At 34.8% G+C, this 26,949-nt stretch carries 18 protein-coding genes; 5 read left to right on the top strand and 13 right to left on the bottom strand.

Going from position 1 to position 26,949, the window contains the following annotated elements; genetic code table 11:
- Positions 1-17: 17 nt before the first annotated feature.
- From LUU93_RS13755 to LUU93_RS13730, 6 genes are all read right to left on the bottom strand, one after another.
- Positions 18-2,024, bottom strand: a complete 2,007-nt coding sequence (locus LUU93_RS13755; protein ID WP_232681714.1) for a glycoside hydrolase family 97 protein — start codon at positions 2,022-2,024, stop codon at positions 18-20.
- A gap of 245 nt (positions 2,025-2,269) precedes the next feature.
- Entirely contained in the window at positions 2,270-4,669 is a 2,400-nt protein-coding gene (locus LUU93_RS13750; protein ID WP_232681713.1) for a glycoside hydrolase family 31 protein, read from the bottom strand.
- Between the two features lie 210 nt (positions 4,670-4,879).
- Entirely contained in the window at positions 4,880-7,366 is a 2,487-nt protein-coding gene (gene galB / locus LUU93_RS13745) for a beta-galactosidase GalB (RefSeq protein WP_232681712.1), read from the bottom strand.
- Positions 7,367-7,459: 93 nt separating this feature from the next.
- Entirely contained in the window at positions 7,460-8,314 is an 855-nt protein-coding gene (locus tag LUU93_RS13740; protein WP_232681711.1) for a hypothetical protein, read from the bottom strand.
- Positions 8,315-8,332: 18 nt separating this feature from the next.
- Positions 8,333-9,913, bottom strand: coding sequence for a RagB/SusD family nutrient uptake outer membrane protein (locus tag LUU93_RS13735; protein ID WP_232681710.1), 1,581 nt, complete (start codon positions 9,911-9,913; stop codon positions 8,333-8,335).
- Positions 9,914-9,925: 12 nt separating this feature from the next.
- Complete coding sequence (locus LUU93_RS13730; RefSeq protein WP_232681709.1) at positions 9,926-13,015, bottom strand: SusC/RagA family TonB-linked outer membrane protein; 3,090 nt, start codon at positions 13,013-13,015, stop codon at positions 9,926-9,928.
- A gap of 501 nt (positions 13,016-13,516) precedes the next feature.
- On the opposite strand from LUU93_RS13730, the gene LUU93_RS13725 reads away from it, so the two are divergent.
- The 4 genes from LUU93_RS13725 to LUU93_RS13710 all read left to right on the top strand — a co-directional run bounded on the left by LUU93_RS13725 (position 13,517) and on the right by LUU93_RS13710 (position 18,380).
- Positions 13,517-14,233, top strand: a complete 717-nt coding sequence (locus LUU93_RS13725; RefSeq protein WP_232681708.1) for an NUDIX hydrolase — start codon at positions 13,517-13,519, stop codon at positions 14,231-14,233.
- Positions 14,233-14,967: an NUDIX hydrolase gene (locus LUU93_RS13720; RefSeq protein ID WP_232681707.1), complete on the top strand. Its 735-nt coding sequence runs from the start codon at positions 14,233-14,235 to the stop codon at positions 14,965-14,967. The genes LUU93_RS13725 and LUU93_RS13720 overlap by 1 nt, the downstream gene beginning before the upstream one ends.
- 163 nt (positions 14,968-15,130) lie before the next feature.
- Positions 15,131-16,927, top strand: a complete 1,797-nt coding sequence (gene lepA, locus LUU93_RS13715) for a translation elongation factor 4 (RefSeq protein WP_232681706.1) — start codon at positions 15,131-15,133, stop codon at positions 16,925-16,927.
- Positions 16,928-17,420: 493 nt separating this feature from the next.
- On the top strand, positions 17,421-18,380 hold the full coding sequence (locus LUU93_RS13710) for a helix-turn-helix transcriptional regulator (protein WP_232681705.1): 960 nt from the start codon (positions 17,421-17,423) through the stop codon (positions 18,378-18,380).
- A 39-nt stretch (positions 18,381-18,419) separates the two neighbouring features.
- Here LUU93_RS13710 and LUU93_RS13705 read toward each other — a convergent pair whose 3' ends face one another.
- Both LUU93_RS13705 and LUU93_RS13700 read right to left on the bottom strand, forming a co-directional pair.
- On the bottom strand, positions 18,420-18,917 hold the full coding sequence (locus LUU93_RS13705; protein WP_232681704.1) for a DinB family protein: 498 nt from the start codon (positions 18,915-18,917) through the stop codon (positions 18,420-18,422).
- A 46-nt stretch (positions 18,918-18,963) separates the two neighbouring features.
- Entirely contained in the window at positions 18,964-19,443 is a 480-nt protein-coding gene (locus LUU93_RS13700) for a DinB family protein (RefSeq protein ID WP_232681702.1), read from the bottom strand.
- A gap of 265 nt (positions 19,444-19,708) precedes the next feature.
- Here LUU93_RS13700 and thiL point away from each other — a divergent pair, with 265 nt between their 5' ends.
- Positions 19,709-20,755, top strand: a complete 1,047-nt coding sequence (gene thiL / locus LUU93_RS13695; protein ID WP_232681701.1) for a thiamine-phosphate kinase — start codon at positions 19,709-19,711, stop codon at positions 20,753-20,755.
- A 131-nt stretch (positions 20,756-20,886) separates the two neighbouring features.
- Here the strand turns inward: thiL and LUU93_RS13690 are convergent, their stop codons facing one another.
- The 5 genes from LUU93_RS13690 to LUU93_RS13670 all read right to left on the bottom strand — a co-directional run bounded on the left by LUU93_RS13690 (position 20,887) and on the right by LUU93_RS13670 (position 26,813).
- Positions 20,887-21,585, bottom strand: a complete 699-nt coding sequence (locus LUU93_RS13690) for a response regulator (RefSeq protein ID WP_232681700.1) — start codon at positions 21,583-21,585, stop codon at positions 20,887-20,889.
- Positions 21,575-23,632 (bottom strand): tetratricopeptide repeat-containing sensor histidine kinase, encoded by a 2,058-nt coding sequence (locus tag LUU93_RS13685; RefSeq protein ID WP_311202632.1) that lies wholly within the window; start codon positions 23,630-23,632, stop codon positions 21,575-21,577. Before LUU93_RS13685 ends, LUU93_RS13690 begins: the two co-directional genes overlap by 11 nt.
- Before the next feature lie 95 nt (positions 23,633-23,727).
- Positions 23,728-23,979 (bottom strand): hypothetical protein, encoded by a 252-nt coding sequence (locus LUU93_RS13680; protein ID WP_232681699.1) that lies wholly within the window; start codon positions 23,977-23,979, stop codon positions 23,728-23,730.
- A 174-nt stretch (positions 23,980-24,153) separates the two neighbouring features.
- Positions 24,154-25,011, bottom strand: coding sequence for a LytR/AlgR family response regulator transcription factor (locus LUU93_RS13675; protein ID WP_232681698.1), 858 nt, complete (start codon positions 25,009-25,011; stop codon positions 24,154-24,156).
- A 260-nt stretch (positions 25,012-25,271) separates the two neighbouring features.
- Entirely contained in the window at positions 25,272-26,813 is a 1,542-nt protein-coding gene (locus LUU93_RS13670) for a glycine--tRNA ligase (protein ID WP_232681697.1), read from the bottom strand.
- Between the last annotated feature and the right edge of the window lie 136 nt (positions 26,814-26,949).

Below are 26,949 nucleotides of genomic sequence, written 5' to 3'. Positions count from 1 at the left end.
ATAAACTATATCCTATATTATAATTTTTTAAATCTAATTGCTGTTCCTCCGGCTCCGCCTAATTTTATTTTTAGCAAATCGGCAGCTTTTACTGTTTTCTTTGAAATTGCTACTGCTTCAGGATTATGTTTTTGATCTGTTCCTTCTGCATCGGCATAAATCTGCGCTTCGTATGCTGCGTTTTTATCTAAGAATGATAATGAAATTTCAAGATCTCTTGGTTTTTCATTTGTGATACTTCCTAAAAACCAATCGGCGCTGTTTCTGTCTTTACGGGCTGTTGTAATGTATTGACCAATTTCTCCGTTTAAAACTTTTGTATCTTCCCAATCTGTCGGAACATCTTTTAAGAATTGCAATGCCGGTTTTCCTTCATAATTTTCTGGAAGATCAGCCAACATTTGAATTGGAGAATAAGTTGTTACATAAATAGCCAACTGCTGCCCAACTGTTCCCTGAATTCTTTTCCCCGGATATCCTTGTTTTACCTCAACATCAAAGATTCCCGGTGTAAAATCCATTGGTCCTGAAAGTAATCTTGTAAACGGAATTATGCTTAAATGGCTTGGCGGATTTCCTTCGCTCCAGGCGTTATATTCTTGTCCTCGCGCTGCTTCTCTCGAAACCATATTTGGATAAGTTCTGCGTTCTCCTGTATCTTTTATTGATTCGTGGTATAAAACGGCTAAATCGTATTGTGCCGCTTTTTCTAAAATATACCTGAAATAATTTACTCCAAACTGTCCGAAGTGCATTTCTTTCATGTTTAATTTAGAACCTACATGACCAATTTTTACGGTATGAATTCCTAGTTTTTTGTATAAGGCAAAACCTTCGTCAACTTGTTTTAAATAGTTAATCAAGTTTGAACCTGTTTCGTGATAACCGATTAATTCAATGTTCTTTTTCTTTCCATATTCAACCACTTTTTCTAAATCGAAATTGTCTGCATTTTTGGTGAAACTGAACATATGCATACGATTTTCATACCAGCCCGGCGTCCAGCCTTTGTTCCAGCCTTCGATCAATAAATGATTGAAACCTTCTTTTGCTGTAAAATCAATATATTCTTCAGCATGTTTTGTGGTTGCACCTTGTTTGTCACTTTCCCAAAAAGTATATTTCCCAATATGCATTCCCCACCAAATTCCTAAGTATTTGTATGGTTTGAAATAGCTTGCTGTATTTTTTAATTTGTTTGGTTCGTTCAGATTTAGAATCAAATAAGACATAATTAAATCTGCTGGTTTTTCTCCTATTTGAATGGTTCTCCAAGATGAAGTGAATGTATCTTTTACACGAACTTTAACACCGTCTGACCAAGGCACAAGATCGGTTTTAAGTTGTGTACCAACATTGTTTACCAAAGTTGTACTTGCGTAATCAATTAAGTTTGCTTCGTGAAAACTCAAAGCTAATCCGCTTTTGCTTTCTATAGTTAATGGAGTCAAAACGGTATCTAGTTTACTAACCGGTGCCGCTTCAAATAAATATTCGTCGCGGTTTTCTCTGTTTGCCGGAATCCACCATGCTTTTCCATCTTCTTTTAAGTTAAAAGTCGTTTTTTCATCCATAATGAAAATACTGTCTTTTACATTTTGTTTTGGATATACATATCGAAATGCAACTCCGTCATCGAAAGCACGAAACTGAATTTCCAGTTTACGTTTGTTTCCTGTTTTTTGCTGTAATTCAACCGAAAGCTGATTGTAGTGATTTCTAATGTTTTTCTTTTCTCCCCAAACTTGTTCCCATGTTTCATCAAACGTTGATTTTTTGACATTTTTGATTTCGAAATTGGAGCTGAAATCTTCATTTCCTTTCAGTAAAAATCCTAAATCCGATGGTGTAATCACTTCGGTTTTTCCGTGTGAAACGGCATATTTTGGAGCATTTTTTACAAGCTCAAATTTGATTTTATTTTTTCCGTTTGGCGACGCTAATTCATAAGCGTTTTTATTTTTCTGACTGTATCCAATCGAAACTGAAAGTAATAAAGCGGGAAGAATCAGGTGTTTTTTCATGATATTTTTCTTAATTCATTTTTAATAAATCGGGCGTGGCAGGGCTTTCGCCCGATTTAGAAACTCAACAAAAACTTATTTTTATCCTAAGTTGGGATTTATTTTTTTGCCACAGATTACACAGATTAAAATGATTTTTTTTAATTCTGTGTGTTTATTTTTTCACGCAGATTTTGCAGATTTAAACAGATTTTTAATTCTCAATTTTTAATCCTTTTAATCTGTGTAATCTGTGGCATATATCTTTATTTTATCCACTCTGTTTTAAAAGTGGTTTTTCCGTTTAATGGGTTTGCAGTTACGTCAAAATTGTTTCCGTTTTTAGTCACTTTTATTTCCTGAACTGCGGTGTCGTTTGGTAAAAACACTTTGGCTGTCGCCGAAGTTGTTTTATCACTCGCATATACTTTCAACGTTAATTTACTCCAATCCATATCTTTTGTAGACTGTGCTAAACCAATGTGAGGCAATGCTGTTCCATCTTTTACCAAAACCACGATTGGCACTTCGCCGGCTTTTATTTTGTGCCATCCTGATTGGTATACTTTTTTAGTTTGGTAATCAATCCATGTTCCTTCCGGAAGATAAACGTCTCTTTCTGTTACTTCTTCAAAAAGCGGTGCAACTAAAATACTTGATCCAAATAAATATTCATTGTCAACTAACCAGGCTCCCGGATCGTTTGGATATTCTACAAATAAAGCGCGCATCATTGGTAAACCTTTTTGAGAACTTTCTTTTGCCTGAGCGTAGATATACGGCATTAATTCGTAACGCATATTATCTGCTTTTCTAAATCCTTCAAGGAAATCTTTGCTGTATAACCAAGGCTCGCGCGGAGGTTCTCCGTGGCTTCTTACGTGTGAAGTAAACATTCCGAAAGGCGCCCATCTTCTGTATAAATTCTCCGGGGATTTTGTAGCAAACCCTCCAACATCATGACTCCAGAAACTGAATCCGCTTAGACCTAATGAAAGTCCGCCGCGTAATTCTGCCGACATTGCTCCGTTTGAAGTTTCGGCATCTCCACCCCAATGTAATGGATAACGCTGAGATCCTGCCCATGTACTTCTTGCCCAGATTAAAGTATATCCTTTTTCTTTTTGGGTAATTTCGGCAACAGCTTTATTATATCTTAATGGATATAAATTGTGTTCGTAAAATCCTGTTCTTCCTGAATGGTAAATTCCGTCTGGCGGTGCAGCTTCTCCAAAATCAACTTTGAAAACTGAAACACCTTCGTCGAATAATTTTTTCAATTTCCCTTGATACCAGGTTATTGTTTCCGGATTTGAGAAATCTAAAACGGCATCTTCGTAAGGAAGATTTCCTTTTCTGTCTCTTACCGCAAGGTTTTTGTCCATGATTTCAGGGAACAAAGTATTCTTTGGTGTAAAATATGGTAATTGCCATAGACACACATGAAAACCATCTTCTTTTAAATCAGACATCATTTTTGTTGCATCAGGGAAACGTGCTTTTGCAAACTCGTAATTGTTTCTCCAGTCTACATCAAACCAGCCAGTGTCAAAGTGAATAACATCGGTTGGGATTTTGTATTTACGTAAATCTCTTGCTACATCTCTTCCTTCTTTTTCAGAGAAATAAGTAATACGGCTCATCCAAAAACCAAATGACCAAAGCGGCGGCATTGCAGCTTTTCCAGTTAAATTGGTATATTGATCTAAAACATCTTTTGGTTCTCCAATGAAGAAAAACAAATCGGCTTCGTCATCGCCAATATACATTTCGTTGGCACTTCCAAAATATCTTCCAAAGTCAACAGTTATTGGTGTTGAATGATGCATGAAAACGCCATAACCACGGCTACTCATGTAAAACGGAATTGGTTTGTACATCGTTTCATTCTGGATTCCGTTAGCATCATCTGTCCATAAAACTACTTTTTGACCGCGTTTGTTGAATTGTGTAAATGATTCTCCGCAGCCAAATATTTTTTCGTCCGGTTCTAAGCTAAAAGCTGCGCCCATACTTCTTGAATAATCGCTGTTTCTGCGAACATACGAGAACGGAAGTGTTGGTGTATAGGTGTTTTTAAAATCGGTATCGTGAAGTGTACTTGTCAGCAATTTTCCGTTTTCATCGTAGATTTTTACGTGCCACGGTTTTGTCAAAATTTCTACAACTCCATGTTTGCTTGTGTACTTATGTCCGCCTTCGATTTTAGAATATTTCCATAATTCAGGATGATTTGGCGCAACGCCGTCAACCAACATCAAGGATTCTTTTTGTGGGTGAAATTGTGGCCCTGAAGTAGTTTTTATTCTGATGGTTCTATCTGAAACAAACTGAATTTCGAATGGTAATTCTGGCGAAACTTCGTATTCTGTTGTTGGAAATTCATTTGGTTTTTCTACATCAGGTTTCATCATCATATTGTTGAAAGCCTGACGTGTTTTATAATTGTATCTCAGATATTTTATGGTTCCTTTTCCGGTTGCCGGATCGAAAGAAGCCAATTCATCGGCAAAATAAAAAGTGTTCAGGTAATTCTGAAAATCTTTGCTGATATCTATTGGAGCGTTTAATACATCTGCATTTTGAATTTGCGCCGATGCTTTTGGCGTAAGCAGCAATCCAAAAATACAGATTGAAAACAAAGTGGTTAGTTGTGCGTTTTTCATTAGTTAATTTATTCTATTTGTTAGTTCCTCCTGCAAGGTTTTTTCAAACCTTGCAGGTTTAATTTTTTCTTCTATTTAAAATCTAATTATACATTTTATTCATCCTGCAAGGTTTTCGAAACCTTGTAGGTTTATATTTTTTCCTCTATTTAAAATCTCATTATACCTACAAGGTTTGAAAAACCTTGCAGGAACGTTGACGTTATATTATTATTCTGTTGTAATTACTATTGTTGCGGGTTTTAATCCGTTTGCCTTTGCGGTTAGTTCCAGTCTTCCTGATTTATCTCCAGATTGAACGATTACTAAACATTTTCCATTTAAAGCGGTATGTTTTGAACCTTTATACGATTCATGACTTACGGGATCTCCGCTGCAAACGCCTACGATTTTTCCGTTTCCTGTTAATGAAAAGTTGATTTCGTTATTGGCGTTTGGAACCAGAGTTTCTTTACCATCTAAAATATCTACGGTTACAAATGACAAATCATTTTTGTCTGCTTTAATAGTACTTCTGTCCGCTGTTAGTTTTAATTGCGAAGGATTTCCGGCTGTTTTGATTTCTTTTTCTAAAACAACTTTTCCGTTTTTACGAGAAATTACTTTTAGAGTTCCCGGCTGAAAAGGGACTTCCCAAATTACGTGCAGATCATCTCCTTTTTTGCTTCTTTTTCCAGCTGATTTTCCGTTTACGAAAAGTTCAACTTCATCGGCATTATTATAGTATGCCCAAATGTCGACAGTTTGTCCGGCTTTCCAGTTCCAATGTGGGTAAACATGAAGCACGGTTTTGTCTGTCCATTCGCTTTGGTACATATAATAAACATCTTTTGGGAAACCGGCTAAATCTACAATTCCGAAATACGAACTTACCGACGGCCATTCGTACGGAGTTGGTTCTCCGATATAATCGAAACCTGTCCAGATGTACATTCCCGAAAGGAAATCATGTTTTTTAATAATTTTCCAGGTTGCTTCGTGCGTTGAACCCCAGGGCGCCTGTACCTGATCGTAAGCAGAAACGGTATTACCCGGATTTCCTTCTGTAAATTTAAGGTCCCATCTTACCGGCCATTTTTTAATCGAATCAGAAACCGCATCATAATAACCGCGGGTTTCTAAAGCCGAAGTGGTTTCGGTTGCTATGAAAGGAATTCCAGGGAAATTCTTTTGATGATATTCGTATGTTTGATGTGCATAATTGTAACCAATAATATCTAATGCGACAGAGGCTGCTATGGTATTGTATTGAACCTTTGCTTTATCGAATTGTAAGGTTACATTGTCGATATTCATATTTACCGGAGGGTTCATCGCCGCGGTAATAGGTCTTGTTTTATCGTACTGACGTGTAATTGCGGCTAATTCTTTGGCTATTACTGCGCCGCTTTCGTCCCATTGCTGCGGAATTTCATTACCAATACTCCACATAAAAATACTTGGATGATTTCGGTCACGAAGCAGTTGATCGATTAAATCCTGTTTGTGCCATTTGTCCCAATCGTTTCCGTAATCGTATTTGGTTTTGTTTTTTTTCCACATGTCAAAAGCTTCATCCATGACAATGAAACCCATTTTATCACAAAGGTCCAGAAGTTCCGGAGCAGGCGGATTGTGAGAAGTTCTGATTCCGTTTACCCCCATTTCTTTCAGGATTTCTAACTGACGTTCAATAGCTCTTGTATTGATTGCAGAACCCAGCGCCCCTAAATCGTGGTGCATGCAGACTCCTTTTATTTTAACCTGTTTTCCGTTTAAAATAAAACCTTTGTTAACATCAAATTTAAAATCTCTGATTCCAAAATTGGTTTTGTATTGATCGACGATTTTATCATCAACAGAAATTTCGGTAACAGCTATGTATAGTTCCGGTTTTTCAACTGACCATAAAATTGGTGATTCAACTTCGGCGTTTTGTTTTATAGTTTGATTTGCGTTTGCACCAATCGTTATATTTTGAGTAACTGATGTTACTTTGGTTTCGTCTTTAAAAATAGTTGTAGTAATTACTGCTTTTTTTGAAGCTGCATATTGATTTTGAATATTAGTTTCAAAATTAACAGATGCTTTTTCGGCAGTAACTTTTGGGGTTGTAATGTAAGTTCCCCATTTTGCTACATGAAGTTTATCTGTGGTTTCAAGCCAAACGTTTCTAAAAATTCCTGATCCTGAATACCAGCGTGAGTTTGGTTGTTTTGAATTGTCAACCTTAACAATTATTTCGTTGCTTTTTTCCCCATAATTTAGGTATGGCGAAATCTCATATTGGAAACTAATATATCCGTTTGGACGTTTTCCTAAATAATGTCCGTTTACCCATATTTCGCTGTTTCTGTAAACGCCGTCAAAGGTAATTGATATTGTTTTATTTATATCTTCAGATGAAATTTTAAAAGTTTTTTTATACCATCCTAAGCCTCCGGTTAATGATCCACCCCCATATCCTGCAGGGCTTTTTTCATCAAATTTTCCTTCAATACTCCAATCATGCGGAACATCTAAAGTTCTCCATTTGGTTGAAGCTCCAATTGTATCTTTATCTATTATACTATCATTTAAATGAAAACTCCAATCAGCATTAAAAGAGACTTTTCGGTTAACAAAAGCATCCTCTTTTTTGCTGCAAGAACCAAATAATATGATCCCCGCTAACATCAATAATGAAAGTCTGCTTAAATAATTACATTTGATTTTCATAGATAGTAGTTTAATGGATTATAAAACAAATATAAACATACCGACAGGTGTCTGTATCGATCACCTACCGGTAGTTTTCTTTTTTATAATATATTATGGTTTGGGTTTGTAGTGAAAAACAATCAAACAAACGCCTTCACCAGTTCTACTTTTATCTCTAATAACTGCTAAACGAAGTGATGTTGCTGATAACTCTACTACTTTTACACTATACCAGTTGCTTACATCCCCATAATAATCTCCTCCGTAAAGCATTTCAACACCGCCGTTAAAAGTTAGTTTGTTGTTTGCAATATCAAAGTTGTATGTTCCTTGTTTCGTAGTCTGCTGAGTGCTTGAAAGTGCAGTCTGAGTTACACTTGTATTATACCCTCCGTTTAAGTCCAAATGCATTTCACCCCAATCTTTATTTGGCATTACCCAAGAGTTGCTTGCATAATCAGGAAACCAGTTCCAGTTGTCTCCAGATGCTGCCGGATAATCTAAACCTGCCCATCCTACAGGGTCTGCCATGTTTAATACCCATGTTTTACCAGCTACCCCATTTGTAAGCATACCCCATTTTGGATCGCTGAAATATTCTTCATCATTGTTCGTTACCGTTACCTCAACCGGAGCTGCTTCTACAGAACCTCCCCTTGCATAAGCCGTGTAATAAACTGTATATTTTCCGGCAAATGGAAATACAATTTTATCACTGCTTTTGTTAGAATGTCCTAATTCATTTCCGTTACCGTCGACATATTTCCAATATGAAATTACCGACGGATCTGAATTTGTTAAAATAACTTCATTTGTATTGGAAGGATTTTGTGTTACCGAAAACTTAAGCGTAGATGGTGTTAAAGTCACTGCCGGTAAACTGTCGCGGTCTTCTACAGGCTCGCATGAAAATAACATCGAACCAATAGTTACTGCAGCTAATACTATATATAATATACGTTTCATAATCATTTTATTTTAAGGTTAATTCCAGCCTGGATTTTGAGTAATAGTTCCGTTTGAAAGTATTATCTGAGATTGCGGTAGAGGGAACCAGCCTTGCGTTTCTGTTCTAAATGTTACACTAAATTGAGAATCACCAGTTGAATTATCAATAGCAGCTTTTGCTTTATCTACACCTTGTCTGATTAAGTCAAAATAACGTTGTCCTTCAAGTGCCAATTCTAAACGACGTTCTTCCATAATACGCGCTTGTGTTACAGGAAGTCTATGTAAAGCATTTTTAAAAGCACGATCACGAACTCTATCATAATCTGTTTGTGCCAAGGCCGCATTTGTTGTTAAATTCAATTCAGCCGCCATTAATAAAACATCTGAAAAACGAATTATGGCGTAATCCTGATAGTTATCAATTTGGAAATTTCCTCCGTTTGCTTCAACAACTGCGGTTCCTGCTGCATTTGTAATCGGGCAGTATTTTTTCCATGAATATCCAGTGTATTGGCGCTGGTCTCTGGCTTGCTGATCAAAATTTAAACCTTCACCTGCATAATTAATGATAGTAGCATCTCTACGTGTATCTCCATTTTCATAAGCATTGTATAATTTTGGATTTACTGTTGCTCCACCCCAGCCGGTTGCATATTTTCCTATTGATCCGCCACGCGGCGCAATATTAACCTGAAAACGGTTTCCTTCATTTAAGCTCCAATCTCCTTTTCCTGAACCGTTAAAACGAACGGCCCAGACCATTTCTGTATTGTCTTCTCCAACAAAGTTTTCAAAAGAAGCTGCTAACCAAAGATTAGCAAAATCAGCAACTAAACCATGTCCGCTATTGGCAACCACATCATTAATATAAGTTACAGCCTGTGCTTTTGTTATTACACCAGCCAAATCTGCTTTTTTGTAATAATCTGTGTAGAATAAAAAGGTTCTGGCTAAATAAGCTTCGGCAGCCCACTTTGTAATACGTCCGTAATTTGCATTTCCTCTTTGTGAGTAGTTATCATTGCTTAAATTATCTGCAGCAAATTTCAAATCATTGGCAATTAAAGCGTAAGTAACCTCAGCAGCTTGTCTTGGCAGTTGAAATTCTGTAGACGTAATTGTATGATCTAAAGGAACTATATCTCCAAACATTTTTGCTGCCTGAAAATGAAAATGTGCTCTTAAAAAACGAGCTTCTGCTTCGTATCTGGTTTTTAGCGCCGTATCAGATCCCCAGTTTACTTTATCCAGATTTTCTAATAAAATATTAGCTCTGTAAATTCCTAAATAAGCGTTTTTCCAAGCATCAGCATTCATGTCTTTATTAGAGACAAATAAAAATCGGTCCCATTCAATATCTCCCTGCGCATCTGCAGTACCATATCCTCCAAAACAATCGTCAGAAGCTTGTTCGCTAATTAGCAGAGGTCCGCCGTAAGCTTCGCGCTGTAATATATCATAAACAGCAATTAACCCTTGGTAAGCATCAGTTGGAGTTTTATAAAAATTTTCTTCAACCTTAGTTGTAGAAGGCTCAGTGTCAAGAAAATCCTCTGAACAAGCCCCTAAAACGAATAAGCTTGAAACAGCAAATAATTTTATATATTTTTTCATCGTTTTCATAATTTAAAAGTTAACATTTAGTCCCATCATGTACGTTCTTGGCTGTGGATAAAATCCTACGTCAATACCTTTTGCCCAAGTTTGATTACTGTTTCCGAAACCAATTTCCGGATCCATTCCCTGGTATTTTGTAAAGGTGAATAAGTTATTTGCCGCAACATACACTCTAAACTTACTAAAGAAGTTTAACTTATTTGATAATTTCGTTAAGTCACATCCAATCGTTGCATTCTTGATTCTGTAGAAATCAGCATTTTGAACATACAAATCAGAGAATCTGGTATAATTACCATTTGTATCTGCTCCGTAGGTAACTCTTGGAACTCTGTTAGAACTTCCTTCTGTTGTCCATCTGTTTAAAACATCGGTAGTGTTGTTTGTATAGGCACGAGTTGGGTCGTGAATTCCAAAAACATTTTGACTTCCAGCTACTCCATAAGTGTAAATTGAAATATCGAATGCTTTATATGAAAGATCAAAATTTAAACCATACGTAAAATCAGGATTTGGATTTCCAACCTCAGTTTTATCGTTTGCGTCAATTTTTCCGTCACCGTTCAAGTCCACAAAACGCACATCTCCTGGTACTGCATTTGGCTGTACTCCTGCCGCAACTTCAGCAGCATTCTGGAAAATTCCGTCTGTTTTTAATCCGTAGAAATAACCAATAGGTTTGCCTACCTCAACACGGTTCATCTCATCTGTTCCCTGAAATAACAGGTTAGAATCTCCATGAATAATTCCTTCGCTGTTAGCAACTCTAATTACTTTATTTTCGTTGTGTGAAATATTTCCGTTTACAGAGAAATTCCAGTCTTTTCCAAAATTAGTACGATAAGCAAGCGAAAGCTCCACTCCTTTATTTTGAATATCTCCACCATTTATATAAGGAGCTGTTGCCCCTGCATAAGTTGGGATAGAAGCAAGAACTAACCAGTCTTTGGTTTTTTTATCGTAGTAATCAAATGTTACTGTAAAATTGGTAAACAGAGTAGCATCAAAACCAAAATCTAATTGTTCTGATGTTTCCCATTTTAAATTACGGTTTGATAATTGATCCGGGCTTGCACCTGTTTGTAATGTTTCGTCGGTAGTACCAAAATGGTAACTTTTATTGTAAGTACTTATTGTTGACATATAAGAAAAGGCAGGAATCTGGTCGTTACCATTTTGTCCCCAGCTTGCTCTTAATTTAAGACTTTGCACTACTTTATTTTCTGGAAAGAAACCTTCTTTGTCAACATTCCAACCTGCAGAAACTGATGGGAAATTTCCGTATCTGTGTGAATCTGCAAAATTTGATGAACCGTCTCTTCTGATTGTTGCTGTAAACAAGTATTTATTATTGTAGTCATACAACAAACGCCCAAAATAAGATTGAATCGCATAATCTGAACGGTTTCCTTTTACTGTATTTGATGTTTGATCTGTAGCATTGCTTAAGTAAGCATGTGCAAAATCATCAAAAGTTAAGTTTTTACCGGTTCCTTCCATAAAGTCTGAAGTATTCTTTTTAGCAGAAGTACCTACTAATACATCAAAATTATGTGCTCCGTTTAATGTTCCTTTATACTGAACCGTGTTTTCAAAAATCCAGCCTAATGATTTGGTGGCGTTTTGTGTTACACTCGAAACCGTATTATTATCGTTTGATGAAAGAGAATAAACAGGCCTGAATGAACGGTAAGTATTATCGCTCATATCAACACCAAAACTTGTTCTGTAAGTAAAGTTTCTTAAAAATTTTAATTCTGCAAAAATGTTCCCTACGTAACGGTTTATTTTAGTTTCATTAAAGTTATTGTAGTACAAAGATCCTAAAGGGTTACTGATATCAGCTGAAATAACTGAATGAGCAAAATTTCCGTTTGCATCGTAAGCAGCATCAATAGGCGCAGCGTTTAAGAAGCTTCTGATACCATTATTGTAAATTCCCTGATCTGCAACTCCCGAACTTTTAATATTGGCAAAAGAGAAATTTTCTCCAATTTTCAAGTGATTTTCAATAACTTCTGAAGTTGAGTTTACATTAAAAGTAACACGGTTATAATCTGATTGATTGTTAACTCCGCCAATCATTCCTTCTTGTCCGTAATAAGACAATCCTGTAGAAATTGTAGATTTTTTATCACCGCCACTAATTGTAAGAGAGTGATTTTGTTTCATAGCTCCATCATTAAACAAATCATCTTGCCAATCGTGGTCTGGAAAAGCTGCAATTTGTGCTTGTGTATACAATGGTGTTAAACCAGAATTTACACGGGCCTCATTCATAATGGTGGTATACTCCTGAGTATTTAATAAATCTAGTTTTTTTGCTACTTGCTGAAAACCAGTGTAAGTATTAAATGCCACATTCATTTTCCCGTCTTTTCCTTTTTTGGTTGTTACCAAAATAACTCCGTTTGCTGCTCTTGCTCCATAAATAGATCCTGCAGAAGCATCTTTAAGAACGTCGATCCTTTCTATCGAAGAAGGATCAAGATATCCAATTCCGTTATCTACAACAACACCATCCACTACATAAAGCGGCGTACTGTTTCCAGCTGTTCCAACTCCACGAATGTTCACTACCATTCCTGCGCCCGGTTGTCCTGAAGCTGAGGTAACATTTATTCCTGAAGCCTGGCCTTGCAAAGCATTTACAACATCCTGACTAGCTACATTTTGAATATCTTTTCCAGATACTAATGAAGTTGCCGCAGTATTTACCTTTTTCTTTTGTGTACCGTACCCGATAACCACAATTTCTTTAAGTTCTGCAGTTTCTTCCTGCATTGTAACATTAATAGTTTTTTGAGTTCCTACGGTTACTTTCTGCGTTTTGAATCCAATAAAAGTAAATACAAGTACATCTCCTGTTTTTGCTTCTATTTTAAATTTTCCATCAAAATCGGTTGCAGCAGCCGTTTTTGTTCCTTCGACACCGACACTTGCTCCCGGAATTCCCATTCCGTCAACAGCCGATGTTACAGTTCCACTCACAGATCCGGATTGTGCCTGAGCAAAACCCGACTGTATCATAAATAAGCTAAACAACAGTGTCGTGCAAAACGAGAACATTGTTGTTTTAATACAATATTTGCTTTTCATAGTTAATAAGAGTTGGTTTAAATTAAGTTAGTTACTATTTTTATTTGTAATCAAAGTGTAAGTTTCATTTGAATGTTTTCTGCCCGGAGAATATTTAATTTTTAAAACATTTCCTGCCGCATTTATTATCCGTAAAATTGTTCTTTTTAAAACTTATAGTCATATTGAACTTATCTTATGGTAAATTTGACTACAAGTGTAAAACTTTTTTTCTATTTTAGCAAAATATTAAGGTTATTTTTTTTTAATTCTGATTTATATGGATTCATTTTTATTAATATAACAAGAACAAAACAAAAAGTTACAAAAAAAATATTAAAAAAATTACATTATATCATTTTAATAATCAATAGTTTAAAATATTTTTATTCTAAAATTGGTTTTTCATTATAATTTCAAACAATGGATTGTCAATTTTTTGCTTTGTTAAAAAAATATTAAGTAATTAAAAAAGATAGTTATGCATTTTATTTATTTAATTTGTCAAAATTTATTTCGCACATGGATAAAAAAGTAGATGCCGACTCTGTTGCAAAAAGCGAACAAAATGCAATGAATGCAATCACGATTGACTGCGTTGTTTTTGGTTTTGATGAAGGAAGTGTGGAAGTACTTTTGGTTCAGCACGCAGAAGGTATCAGTAAAGGAAAATGGGGTTTACCCGGCGGATGGATTTATAAAAGAGAAAGCACCGATGATGCGGCGCATCGTTTATTGAACGAACTTACGGGTCTTGATAATATTTATCTGGAGCAGTTAAAAGCTTTTGGAGATCCGGATCGTTTCCCGCTGCGACGTGTTATCACTATTGGATATTATGCACTTGTAAAAAGAGAAGATTATAATATTAAAGCAGGTTTTACAGCCTCTGACGCCAAATGGTATAAGATCAACAGTATTCCTGATTTGATTTACGATCATAACGAAATTTTATCTTATAGTATCAAAAATCTTCGTAACCGTGTTCGTCAGGCACCTATTGGATTTAATCTTTTACCGGAAAAATTTACATTATTGCAATTGATGCATCTTTATGAAGAAATTCTTGGGATTGAAATGGATAAATCTAATTTCCGCCGAAAAATTCTGCACATGAAATTATTGGCTGCATTAGATGAAAAACAGCAGGATGTATCGCATAGAGCAGCAAAATTGTATAAATTCGATCCCGAAATTTATAAGAAACTTACTGAAAAAGGATTTAATTTTGAATTTTAATGCCATTTTCATCTTCAAAACATATAACTGAAACGGATACCGTTATAACTGCTGATAAAAAGGTAGTTATAGACGGCATAAGTATCGATTGTGTTATTTTTTCATTTGATAAAAAAAATCTTGAAGTTCTTTTAGTTCAGCATGCCGAAGGAGAAAGTATTGGAAAATGGGGACTTCTTGGAGGAAATTTACAACTTGAAGAAAGTGTGGATAATGCTGCTCTTCGAATATTATATGAACTTACGAGTCTTGATAATATTTATCTGGAACAACTAAAAGCTTTTACTGATCCGGATCGTGTAAAAACAGAAAGAGTTATTACCATTGGATATTACACCTTGGTAAATCGGGAAGATTATAACATTCAAGCCAGCAATACAGTAATTGAAGCTAAATGGCATAAGATTAAAGATGTCCCAGATTTAATTTTTGACCATAATGAAATTCTTGAATTCAGTTTAATGCAGCTCCGTAACCGCGTTCGTCAGGCTCCTATTGGTTTTAATTTACTTCCTGAAAAATTTACTTTATTGCAATTAATGCACCTTTATGAGGAAATCCTGGGAATTGAATTGGATAAGTCTAATTTCCGCCGAAAAATTCTGCATATGAAACTGCTTTTGGCACTCGATGAAAAGCAGCAGGATGTTTCGCACAGAGCCGCAAAACTCTATAAATTTGATGCCGAAATCTACAAGAAACTGACTGAAAAAGGTTTTAATTTTGAGTTTTAATTAGAAAATTAAATTCTACGATTTAACTATCCATCGTACATCATTCCAGAATCCAAAACTTTGCGCTATCTTTGCCCCTTAATAAGAGGCGTTAAAACAATTGTTATAACGCACTGCATCCAAAAAAATACTTTAAACTCGATTAGAGAACTGATATATTAAAATGAAGAAGATACGTAACTTTTGCATTATTGCACACATTGACCACGGTAAAAGTACACTGGCAGACCGATTATTGGGCGCTACTCAAACTGTTACAGCTCGTGAGGAAAAAGCACAATTGCTTGACAACATGGATCTGGAGCGCGAGCGCGGTATTACCATTAAAAGTCACGCCATACAAATGGAATATACTTATAAGGGTGAAGAATATATCTTAAACTTAATCGACACTCCGGGACACGTTGACTTTTCATACGAAGTTTCAAGATCGATTGCTGCCTGCGAAGGTGCGCTTTTGATTGTCGACGCGGCACAAAGTATTCAGGCGCAGACTATTTCTAACTTGTATCTGGCTTTAGAGAATGATCTGGAAATTATTCCTGTTTTAAACAAAGTTGATTTACCAAGTGCAAATCCAGAAGAAGTAAGCGACGATATTATTGATTTATTAGGATGTAAATTAGAAGATATTATTCACGCCTCTGGAAAAACAGGTTTTGGTGTTGAAAATATTTTGGCAGCTATTATTGAAAAAATCCCAGCTCCAAAAGGAAATCCTGAAGAACCATTACAAGCTTTGATTTTTGACTCGGTTTATAATCCGTTTCGCGGGATCGAAGTAATCTTTAGAGTTGTAAATGGTGAAATTAAAAAAGGTCAGAAAATTAAATTCATGGCTACAGACAATGAATATTTTGCTGACGAAATTGGAACTTTAAAATTAAATCAGGTTCCTAAAAATGTAGTTTCTGCCGGAGATGTTGGCTACTTGATTTCTGGAATTAAAGAGGCGCGCGAAGTAAAAGTTGGTGATACAATTACGGATGCAAAAGTTCCGACTACGAATATGATTACTGGTTTTGAGGATGTAAAACCAATGGTATTTGCGGGAATTTATCCTGTTGATACTGAAGATTATGAAGATTTACGTTCGTCAATGGAGAAATTACAGCTAAACGATGCTTCGTTAGTATTTACTCCTGAGAGTTCTGCTGCGTTAGGATTTGGTTTCCGATGCGGATTCTTAGGAATGCTTCACATGGAAATTATCCAGGAACGTTTAGAGCGTGAGTTCGATATGACTGTAATTACTACGGTTCCTAACGTTTCGTACTTGGCTTACACCAAAAAAGAACCGGAAAAAGCTTTGATCGTAAATAATCCTTCTGACTTGCCAGAACCTTCAAAACTGGACAGAGTTGAAGAGCCTTATATTAAAGCTACAATTATTACTAAATCTGACTTTGTTGGAAACGTAATGAGTTTATGTATTGAAAAACGTGGCTTAATTACGAATCAAACTTATTTAACGACTGAAAGAGTTGAGTTGAATTTTGATATGCCTTTGGCCGAAATTGTATTTGATTTTTACGATCGTTTAAAAACGGTTTCTAAAGGTTATGCTTCTTTTGATTACTCTCCAATCGGGATGAGAACTTCGAAATTAGTTAAACTTGATGTTCTTTTAAATGCTCAAACGGTTGATGCGCTTTCAGCATTAATTCACGAAGATAATGCATACAACATCGGTAAAAAAATGACCGAGAAATTACGCGAGTTAATCCCAAGACAGCAATTCGATATTCCGATTCAGGCAGCAATTGGAGCTAAAATTATCGCTCGTGAAACGATTAAAGCACTTCGTAAAGACGTTACCGCAAAATGTTACGGAGGGGATATTTCGCGTAAGCGTAAACTTCTTGAAAAACAGAAAAAAGGTAAAAAACGTATGCGTCAGGTAGGAAACGTTGAGATTCCGCAAGAGGCGTTTATGGCTGTTTTGAAACTTAACGATTAATTTTTTTAGAAGAAAGAATCGAGATAATAGAATATAGATTTAAACCCAATGACTTAATGTTATTGGGTTTTTTATTTTTTTTGTTATGGATTTTGATTGTGTAGACGTGATAGGAATCATTTCTTTGTCGATACACAGGACGTAGACGCACTGCTGTGCGTCTCTACAGATATACTTTGTGGTAATTCATTTCTACCACGCCCTATTTCTCCATACAGAATTGTAGAGACGCACAGCAGTTCGTCTACGCAAAGTATGTCGGCAACAGCAAAAACCAAACGGAATAAAATATGGACTTGGATTGCGTAGACGCACTGCTGTGCGTCTCTACGGATATACTTTGTGAAAATATATTTTTATTACGTTTATTTCTTTACACAAAATATCTCAAAATTTCATAAAAGAGAAAATTAAAACCTTTGTATCTTTGATTCTTTTCAACCGAAAAAAACTTAGCATCTTAGAACCTTAGTAACTTAGCAACTCCAAAAAAATGCTCGACGAAAGCCCAAAACGATTTGACCGAATTGTTGCCATCCTGATTCAATTACAATCTAAAAAAATTGTAAAAGCACAGGAATTGGCAGATCGTTTTGACTGCAGCCTGCGAACTATTTATCGGGATATTCGAACTCTTGAAGCTTCGGGAGTTCCTATTTACAGCGAAGCCGGAGTTGGTTATGCGCTGATGGAAGGCTACAGACTTCCGCCCGTAATGTTTACGCGTGAAGAAGTAAGCAGTTTTATTGCTGCTGAAAAACTGATGCAGAAATTTACTGATCCATCTTTAGGAAGTCATTATGCTTCGGCAATGTATAAACTGAAATCTGTTTTGCGAAGTACAGATAAAGACTGGGTTTCGAATATTGAATCCCGGGTTGTTATGCAGACTGCTGAGCCAATGTTCAACGATAATTCGCCAAATACTTTAGCAGTTCTTTTTGAAGGTATAGCAGAGAAAAAACAAATTTTACTTTCGTACAAGACGTATGAAACAGATGCAATTACACAGAGAAACATAGAGCCTGTGGGTGTTTTTCACGATAATAACAATTGGTATTTTTTAGGTTATTGTCATTTACGACAAGATTACCGTCAGTTTAGAACAGACAGGATTCAGGGCATTCGAAAAACAGATTACGATTTTACAATCGAACACGATGCTTTAGAAACCTATTTGACTAAAACAGAAACCTGTCCTACGACAAAAGTCCGCATCTTAATTGATAAGAAAATTGCAAGATATTTGTCAACTGAAAAAAAATATCACGGCTTTGTTTCTGAAAAAGAAATCGACGGAAAAATAGAAATGACATTTATGTGCCGCGATATTGACAGCGGTTTTCCGCGCTGGTTTTTAATGTTTGGAGATCATGCCACAATCCTGGAACCGGAAAGTTTAAAAACCCGAACTTTAGAATTACTGGAAATTAACAGACAAAGACTTTTATAAAAAAACTCCCGAGAGATTATCTTTCGGGAGTTTTTTGTTTTATTTCTGTTTTACAACATTATAAAAATTATAATCTGTATTTGAGGCGTCTGTAATGCCAATATTTCGGCCCATTGTTACAATCTGGCCTCTGTGATAGGTTCCGTGATTGATAACCTGGATTAAATAATCGGCAATTGGCTGTTCGCATTCAAACCACGGATTAACGATTTTAACTTCTTTACTTAAATCTTCTTCTGACAATGAATTGATAAGATGTTTCAGTTTTGTCGATGAATTTAGTAACCCTGCAAAGATTTCTTCTTTAGACAATTCGGTTTCCGGTTTCTTTTCTGACATATCAGTTTCAGCAATAACAGAAAACCAATATTCTTCTGTAGACCAAATATGATCTAACGTTTTTATAATAGTTGAAAAACTCGAAGGTACTTCTGCATAAAGCAGTTCATCAGATTTCGGCGAAAGCCAATTCACAAATTGCTGGTTTACCCATAAATTATAATCTGCATAATTGGACATTATCTTTTTTAAACTCATAGCCATTAATTTTAGATTTATTCAATAAAGTTACAATTTTATCAGATTATCTTTCCCAAAAAAATGGCGGTTCGATATTTAAAGCTCTTAAATATACATAAGCCTGCCCACGGTGATGAACTTCATTATCAATAAAATACAAGATATTTTGAATAATAGGAAACTCATATTGTCCGAAAAGATTAAATGTCTGGCTGAAATCTTCAATAGATAATTGTTCCCAATATTTATTGATTTCTGCTGTTGCTTCATCCCATTTTTCAAGATACTGTGCTTTAAAAATCAATTTTTCTTCTGCTTCTGTGTAAGGCTTGCTTTCGCGATTTACAATTCCTTTTAATGCCGGAGCAGCGATTGCCAAAAGTTCATCAACTAATTTTGCAAAAGGACGCATACCGCCAATCGAAAATTCAAAGAAATCTTTCTCAGGAAACAATTCAATTAAACGACGTGTAAGGGCACGGTGACCTTGCCAGTGTTTTAACAAATCTTCTGATGTAATTACTTGTGCTTCTAACGTTTTCATAATTTTAAAGTTTTTAAATTTCTATACTTCAAAAGTAAAATGGGCTGGTGACAACAGTTTGTCAGCAGGAAAAAAATATTTTAAAATATTTTTTTCCTGCTGTAAAAATACACCGTAGAGACGCACTGCTGTGCGTCTCTACGGTGTATTCCTACGAAATAAACATGCCAGAAAAAAACTTAGAACCTTAGCGTCTCAGAATCTTAGCAACTTTAAAAAAAACCTTTGTACCTTTGCCCCTTACAAACTTTGGAACTCAAAAAAAATGATCGAAGATAAAAATCCGCAGCGTACCAGTATAGCACAATTAGGCGAGTTTGGCCTAATTGACCACTTAACCCGAAACTTTGATGTAACACAGGAATCTACTTTAAAAAGTATTGGCGATGATGCCGCTGTTCTTGATTTTGCAGCTAAAAAAGCCGTTGTTTCTACCGATTTATTAATCGAAGGTGTGCATTTTGATTTGGCTTATATGCCGTTGAAACATTTAGGTTACAAAGCTGTTGTGGTAAATTTGTCTGATATTTGTGCAATGAATGCGAAACCAACTCAAATTACGGTTTCTGTTGCGGTTTCTAATCGTTTTCCGTTAGAAGCCTTAGAAGAATTATTTGAAGGGATTACGCACGCTGCAAAAGAATATAAAGTTGATGTTATTGGCGGTGATACTACCTCATCTCAAAAAGGATTAATTATCAGCATTACGGCTATTGGTGAAGCAGATGCAGATGAAATCGTTTACAGAAACGGTGCTAAACAAACTGATTTACTGGTTGTAACCGGAGATATTGGTGCAGCATACATGGGATTACAGGTTTTAGAGCGCGAAAAACAGGTTTTTCAGGTAAATCCGAATAGTCAGCCGGATTTAGATCCTTATACGTATTTAGTCGAAAGACAATTGAAACCAGAGGCCAGAACTGATGTTCGTACGCTTTTACACGCTCTTGAAATAAAACCAACTTCGATGATTGATATTTCTGACGGATTGTCTTCAGAGATTATTCATTTGTGCAAACAGTCAAAAGTGGGCTGTAATTTATATGAAGATAAACTTCCTTTAGATCCTCAGTTTATTTCGACTTGTGAAGAATTTAATATTGACAGTACAACTGTTGCCATTAATGGCGGGGAAGATTATGAACTTCTCTTTACAATTGATATTAATGATTTTGATAAAATTAAAGGAAATCCAAACTTCTCTATTATTGGCCACATGGCCGATGAAAGCGAAGGGGTTCATTTAGTAACCCGCGCCAACACAAAAATTGCTTTAAAAGCTCGTGGCTGGGATGCTTTGAGTGAGTAGTTTTCAGTCACAGTATTTAGCTCAGATTCATACTAATTTATAATATCCTAAAAGGCTTAAACCTATTAGGATATTTTTTATAATCAATATGATTTCTTAAATCTAAAATCTGCACTCTAAAATCTAAAATTCTAAAAGAGTCCTTTGCATTTTGCTTCTTTTACTAAATCGTCATCAGAGCCGGATCGTATTTTAAGTAATTCTTTCAGGCTGGTTCTTCGTTTTTCAATTTCGATTAAGGAAATAGGAATGTATTGCGGCATTTCCTGAACTTCTGTTCCTTTAGATAAGTGAAATAAAATCTGTTTATCAAACTCATCAATTTCTATTGAATTATGAGGGGATTGATTGAGCATTTTAACTACAGACTGACTGTAATATTTTTCACTTTTCATTACTTTATCAAATGCAAAAAGCAATTCATCAAAAGTCAGATCGTTTTTAATAATTAATCCGTTTGGGTTAATTGTTCTTATAATGGTTTTGATCTTGAGCAGTTCTGTATACATTGTCAATAAAACAATCTTGCAGTACGGCATTTTCTTCAAGATTAATTTTGCCAGATCTTCGCCGGAAAAAAGATTTTTTTCTTCATAAGCCGGCATACTGATGTCTAAAAAAGCGATTTCAAACTGCGGCGTATTTTCGTCTTCTAACAAGTCATAAGCCGATTTGCAATCGTGTGCCTGTGCAATTACAAAATCATATTCTTTTGGATTATACCGGGTTATTGCATTTTTATACCCTTCGATAATAAAAGGGTGATCATCAACAATTAAGATGTTTGGCTGAATTAATTCCGAATTTGGGGCTTTGAAATTAAGTGTCATTTGTCTGTAGGTTTATTTTTTGATCAATTGGAACTTTCACAATCAGAAGTGTTCCTTCTCCTTTAGCAGATTTTATAACAGCGATGCCTTTGCATTCTGCCGCTCTATATTCAATATTATGCAATCCAATACCTTTTTTGGTGCGTTTGGTATTAAACCCAATTCCGTTATCCATAATTGACAATACCAGATGATCAATTTCGCTTTTAAATTCAACCTTAATCGTATCTGCCTTTGCATATTTATTACAATTTTGAAGTGCTTCCTGAACAATTCGGTACAAATTTATTTTGACCATATTGTTTACAAGCTCCCATTTTATATGCGAATCAAAAGATGTTATCAATTTTGAAGGATATGTATTTCTCTGATTTTCAAATAGTTTTTTTAAAATTACAACAAAGTTATTTATTAATTCAGATTTTTCCCTATTGAGGTCATGCGAAATTTCCCTGATATCTTCTTCGATATGTTTTAGTTCTGCCAAATATTTTTTTCGTTTTGCTGCGGCTTGCTCTTCATCCATTTTATCCAGACTATCAAGACTGATCCGAATACCAAACATTCGTCCTAAAACGCCGTCGTGTAATTCCTGGGCTACTTTTTTCTTTTCTTTAATTCGGGTTAACTCAATTTCATTTTGCTGCGAAATCATTAAATTATAAACATCTTCATTTGCAATTTGCTGCTGTTGTTTAAAAAGTAATTCCCTGTTTTTAGCCTGCTGTGTTTTGTAAACATAAAAAAATAAGCCCAGCAAAGTACAAATACTAAAAACATATATCAATGTTTTATTCTTTTCTTGTAAACTTGAATTTTGATCTTTTATTTCATTGGTCTCATATTCTATACGAGAAAATTTTTCTCCCATTTTTCGTTCTGCTTTCAGCATTTTATCATTAAGCTGAATGTATTCTTTAGAATATTTCGACGCATTTTTAGGATCAACAATAGCTGTTTGTTTAAGTGCTTCTAGTGTGTTAATTAATTTACTGCTTGTACGAGACAATGCTAAGGCTTGTTTTGAAAACTGCAATGCTCTAAAAGTATCCTTTTTAAAAGCAAAATACTCAGACAAATGTATTTTACTTGAAACTACTCCTGACGAAAGGCTTAGACTGTCCCTAATTTTCAAAGATTCATAAAACAAATCAGGTAAGTTATCTGATTCTCTTAATTTAAATTTAGAATAACCCAGATTATCCAGCAAAATTGCATACAGGCTTGCTCTGTCTTCAAATAGTTTATCTTGTTCTAAACCTCTTTCAAAAAAAACTTTTGCTTGTTTATAATTCCCCATTTTCATATATATAAAGCCTACATTATTTAATGAAGCAGCTTTATACTGAAATATTAAGGGTATAGATTTATCTTCTAAAGCCTTTAAAGCTTTATTTTGAAACTCTAAGGCTTTTGTATATTCCTCTCTTTCATTGTATAATATTCCTAATAGATTATAACTTTCATAATAAAGATCATTTACTTTTTGCTGCTTTTTTAAGCTGCTTAAGGCTTTAAAAACAGCAATTTCACTTTCAAAAAAATCGCCTTCGTTATACTGCAGACTTGCTTTATTTAAAAACGTTTTGGCCAGATTGTATTGGTCATCTAATTTTAGATAAAGTTTTTCTGCTTTATAATAATGCATAAAGGCGCTGTCTGAAATAGATTGCGAAGCATAATAATCTCCCAGATAGGTATAGGCTTTCGCCATATGCAATGAATCTTTAGACTTTTGGGTTCTCTCTAAAATTAGTTTGGTGGTTTTTAAATAATCTTTCCAATCGCTCATATTATAGTAACGATTAGCAACTTTAAACAGGTTTACTTTATTAAGCGAATCATCTTTCTGGTTTAAGATTATGCTTAATGCTTTTTGATTATAACTCTGTTTGATGCTTAAAGGCAGATTATTCTCGTTTGCTAATGAAAGATATGTAGAAAGGCTATCTATTGAAGAAATTGTATTTTCGTCTAATTCTGCTTTCTTGGTACAAGCCATAAAAACAAAAACAAGAAGTAATAGTATTTTACAATTTTTTTTCAATTGCGATTTTTGTGTTTCATCAAAAATACTAAAACTATAGACACAAAAAAAGGCTGCCAAAAAATTGACAGCCTAAATGTTTATTCAAAATGTAGTTAATCCACTTTTTTATCTGTACCGATAGATTGATTAACGCTTGCAAAATCTAATTGCTTATTTCCGTTTAGTGATTGATCATTTACTCTTTGAAAATCATGCTTCTTCTGTCCCCCTGTCGCACCTCCGTCAATTGGCAGGACGATACTCAATTCTTCATTTGAAACAATACTTGGAGTTGTTGGATTTGCAAATGAAGTTGCTGCTACTACTAATGAAAATAATCCGAATGTTAAAGCTGTCTTTTTCATAACTTAATGTGTTTAATTTGATTTTTTATTTGGGGCTTTTGATTCCTTTGTCAGCGAATCTGTGTGTAAAACTACCACCATAATCAAAAAAAATCTATACAAAAAAATAGCTTCGTGGTAAAACATACCCAATTGATAGTCAATGGGTATCAAATTTATGTAATTACCTAATTACTAGACCTCTAAATAATTTCCTGCAGAAAAATCAGTGATAATTAAATCAACGTTTGATTTATAGGTTTTTGAAAAAGGAATCTTTTTCGTGGAATTTTTTATGTAACAAACTGAATTTCCGTTATGAATTCTTGCAATGTAGCTGCGATTAATAATATAACTGTTGTGAATTCGAATAAACGGATAGCTTAAAACCTGCTCAAAATGCTTCAATGTTTTGAAAGCAGTTATCATATCGCCTGAATTCAAATAGATATCTGTCGAATTATTATCGGCTTGAAAATAACAAATATCATCTGCATTTATATAACGATGGTCGCCATATGATTTAATACAGATTACAAGCGGTTCCTGTGCCTGCAGATTTATGTTTTGACCTGGAATTGCTGCAGGAATGTTTTCTTCCTTTAAAACAAGAATTTCATTGTTAGTACTAATTTCAGGTTTTGTTTCTATAGATCGCATCTCTTTTGGCTCTAAAAGGTTTTTTTCAAACTTTAAAAGTGTTTTTAGTAAATCTATGTGAGTTAAAGGTTTTAAGATGTAATCAAAAACGTTGTATTGAATGGCTTCAAAAGCCAAATCTTTTCTGGTTGTGGTTACAATGATTTTTGGGATAATTGATAAATACCGATACAATTCGCCAATAAATGAAAGTGATAACTGACTTGATGAATCTTCGGGATCAATTTCTAAAAAAACAAATGAAGGACGGTGTTCTAAAACCAAATTAAGTCCCTGATGGTAATTCGTAGCTGAAGCTATAAAAGTTAATTCTGAAAAACCTTCTGCAACGATTCTGGTTCTCAAAACACTTTCAGCGTCATTGTCAACAATAATATACGAATACTTCTTCAACTCTAATTTTTATTGATTTTTCTTAACTTCCCAATAGCGTTTCATCAATGTTCTTTAAAAAATATTTTAAGTATAGAAAATGCCCAATTAAAATTAAGCATTTCAATTATCTAAACATTTTATTGTTAATACATTAACCAATTATGTTAATACATAAGGATGAAATGCTAAAATAGTCGCCGAAATGCATGGTTTAAAATTAAAAAAATCCCAAACTCCACACAGGAATTTGGGATATTTATATAACGTTAATTAAAAAATTACATTTTCATCAGCCAGTTTTTCATCGAAACTTCGTTTTCAATAATACCTCTTAATTCAGATATCTTAACGCGATCTTGTTTCATTGTATCTCTATGGCGAATTGTTACTGTTTCGTCTTCAAGAGTTTGATGATCTACTGTAATACAAAATGGTGTTCCTAATGCATCTTGTCTTCTGTAACGACGTCCTACTGCATCTTTCTCATCATACGCCACATTGAAATCCCATTTTAAATCTTCGATGATTTTTTTAGAAATTTCCGGTAAACCATCTTTTTTAACTAAAGGCAATACCGCTGCTTTTGTTGGAGCTAAAACTGCTGGCAATTTTAGCACTGTTCTTTCAGATCCGTCTTCTAAAGTTTCTTCCTGCAACGATGTTGCAAAAACTGCTAAAAACATACGATCAAGACCTACAGACGTTTCTACTACGTATGGCACGTAATTTTCGTTTAGTTCAGGATCAAAATATTGCAGTTTTCTTCCTGAATATTGTTCGTGCGCTTTTAAGTCAAAATCCGTACGAGAGTGAATTCCTTCTAATTCTTTAAAACCAAAAGGGAAATTAAATTCGATATCTGCCGCCGCATTTGCGTAATGCGCTAATTTTTCGTGATCATGAAAACGGTAATTCTCTTTTCCTAGTCCTAAAGATAAATGCCAGTTTAAACGCGTTTGTTTCCAATGTTCGTACCATTGCATTTCTTCTCCCGGACGTACAAAAAACTGCATTTCCATTTGTTCAAATTCACGCATACGGAAAATAAATTGTCTTGCAACAATTTCATTTCTAAAAGCTTTACCTGTTTGAGCAATTCCAAAAGGAACTTTCATACGGCCTGATTTCTGAACGTTTAAAAAGTTTACGAAAATACCCTGCGCTGTTTCAGGACGTAAATACAAATCCATTGCAGACTCTGCAGAAGCACCAAGTTTAGTTCCGAACATTAAGTTGAACTGCTTAACATCTGTCCAGTTTCTAGAACCTGTTTCAGGATCAGCAATTTCAAGCTCTTCGATTAAAGCTTTTACATCTTCAAGATCTCCATTCCCTAAAGAACGTCCTAAACGCTCTCTAATTTCTCTTTCTTTTGCTAAATATTCAACTACTCTGGCATTTGTAGTTACAAATTCCTGTTCGTTGAATGCATCACCAAAACGAGCTTTTGCTTTGTCGATTTCTTTTTGTGCTTTTTGGTGAATTTTTTCAGCAAAATCTTCAACTAAAACGTCAGCTCTATATCTTTTTTTAGAATCTTTATTATCAATTAACGGATCGTTGAAGGCATCAACGTGGCCTGAAGCTTTCCAGGTTGTTGGATGCATTAATATTGCAGCGTCAAGGCCTACAATATTTTCATTCATCTGAACCATTGATTTCCACCAATATTCACGGATATTCTTTTTTAATTCGACGCCATTTTGTGCATAATCATATACTGCACTCAATCCATCGTAAACTTCGCTTGACGGAAAAATAAATCCGTACTCTTTTGCGTGCGAAACCACATTCTTAAATATATCTTCTTGTTTTGCCATAGTAATGCAAAAATATAAAAAGTACTTATAAAAAAAAGAAAAATAAAAAAGATTGAAGTTTAAATTTGGTTAGTTTTGTAACTAAATTCTTTCTATTTGTGTTTAATTTTTTAATTGACCTGTTTTTCCCTAAAGT

Origin of the sequence: Flavobacterium soyae (assembly GCF_021245985.1) — a bacterium.
In the GTDB taxonomy this organism is placed as follows: Bacteria; Bacteroidota; Bacteroidia; order Flavobacteriales; family Flavobacteriaceae; genus Flavobacterium; species Flavobacterium soyae.
Note: the sequence above shows the minus strand (reverse complement) of the source record. Positions and strands in the feature narration are given on the sequence as shown.

What these genes read in the sequence shown, in the direction of transcription:
- LUU93_RS13735 (WP_232681710.1), bottom strand. Translation starts at nt 9,913, where the DNA reads ATGAAAAAATATATAAAATTATTTGCTGTTTCAAGCTTATTCGTTTTA.
- LUU93_RS13670 (WP_232681697.1), bottom strand. Translation starts at nt 26,813, where the DNA reads ATGGCAAAACAAGAAGATATATTTAAGAATGTGGTTTCGCACGCAAAA.
- lepA (WP_232681706.1), top strand. Translation starts at nt 15,131, where the DNA reads ATGAAGAAGATACGTAACTTTTGCATTATTGCACACATTGACCACGGT.
- LUU93_RS13705 (WP_232681704.1), bottom strand. Translation starts at nt 18,917, where the DNA reads ATGAGTTTAAAAAAGATAATGTCCAATTATGCAGATTATAATTTATGG.
- LUU93_RS13710 (WP_232681705.1), top strand. Translation starts at nt 17,421, where the DNA reads ATGCTCGACGAAAGCCCAAAACGATTTGACCGAATTGTTGCCATCCTG.
- LUU93_RS13750 (WP_232681713.1), bottom strand. Translation starts at nt 4,669, where the DNA reads ATGAAAAACGCACAACTAACCACTTTGTTTTCAATCTGTATTTTTGGA.
- galB (WP_232681712.1), bottom strand. Translation starts at nt 7,366, where the DNA reads ATGAAAATCAAATGTAATTATTTAAGCAGACTTTCATTATTGATGTTA.
- LUU93_RS13690 (WP_232681700.1), bottom strand. Translation starts at nt 21,585, where the DNA reads ATGACACTTAATTTCAAAGCCCCAAATTCGGAATTAATTCAGCCAAAC.
- thiL (WP_232681701.1), top strand. Translation starts at nt 19,709, where the DNA reads ATGATCGAAGATAAAAATCCGCAGCGTACCAGTATAGCACAATTAGGC.
- LUU93_RS13680 (WP_232681699.1), bottom strand. Translation starts at nt 23,979, where the DNA reads ATGAAAAAGACAGCTTTAACATTCGGATTATTTTCATTAGTAGTAGCA.
- LUU93_RS13740 (WP_232681711.1), bottom strand. Translation starts at nt 8,314, where the DNA reads ATGAAACGTATATTATATATAGTATTAGCTGCAGTAACTATTGGTTCG.
- LUU93_RS13755 (WP_232681714.1), bottom strand. Translation starts at nt 2,024, where the DNA reads ATGAAAAAACACCTGATTCTTCCCGCTTTATTACTTTCAGTTTCGATT.
- LUU93_RS13700 (WP_232681702.1), bottom strand. Translation starts at nt 19,443, where the DNA reads ATGAAAACGTTAGAAGCACAAGTAATTACATCAGAAGATTTGTTAAAA.
- LUU93_RS13720 (WP_232681707.1), top strand. Translation starts at nt 14,233, where the DNA reads ATGCCATTTTCATCTTCAAAACATATAACTGAAACGGATACCGTTATA.
- LUU93_RS13725 (WP_232681708.1), top strand. Translation starts at nt 13,517, where the DNA reads ATGGATAAAAAAGTAGATGCCGACTCTGTTGCAAAAAGCGAACAAAAT.
- LUU93_RS13730 (WP_232681709.1), bottom strand. Translation starts at nt 13,015, where the DNA reads ATGAAAAGCAAATATTGTATTAAAACAACAATGTTCTCGTTTTGCACG.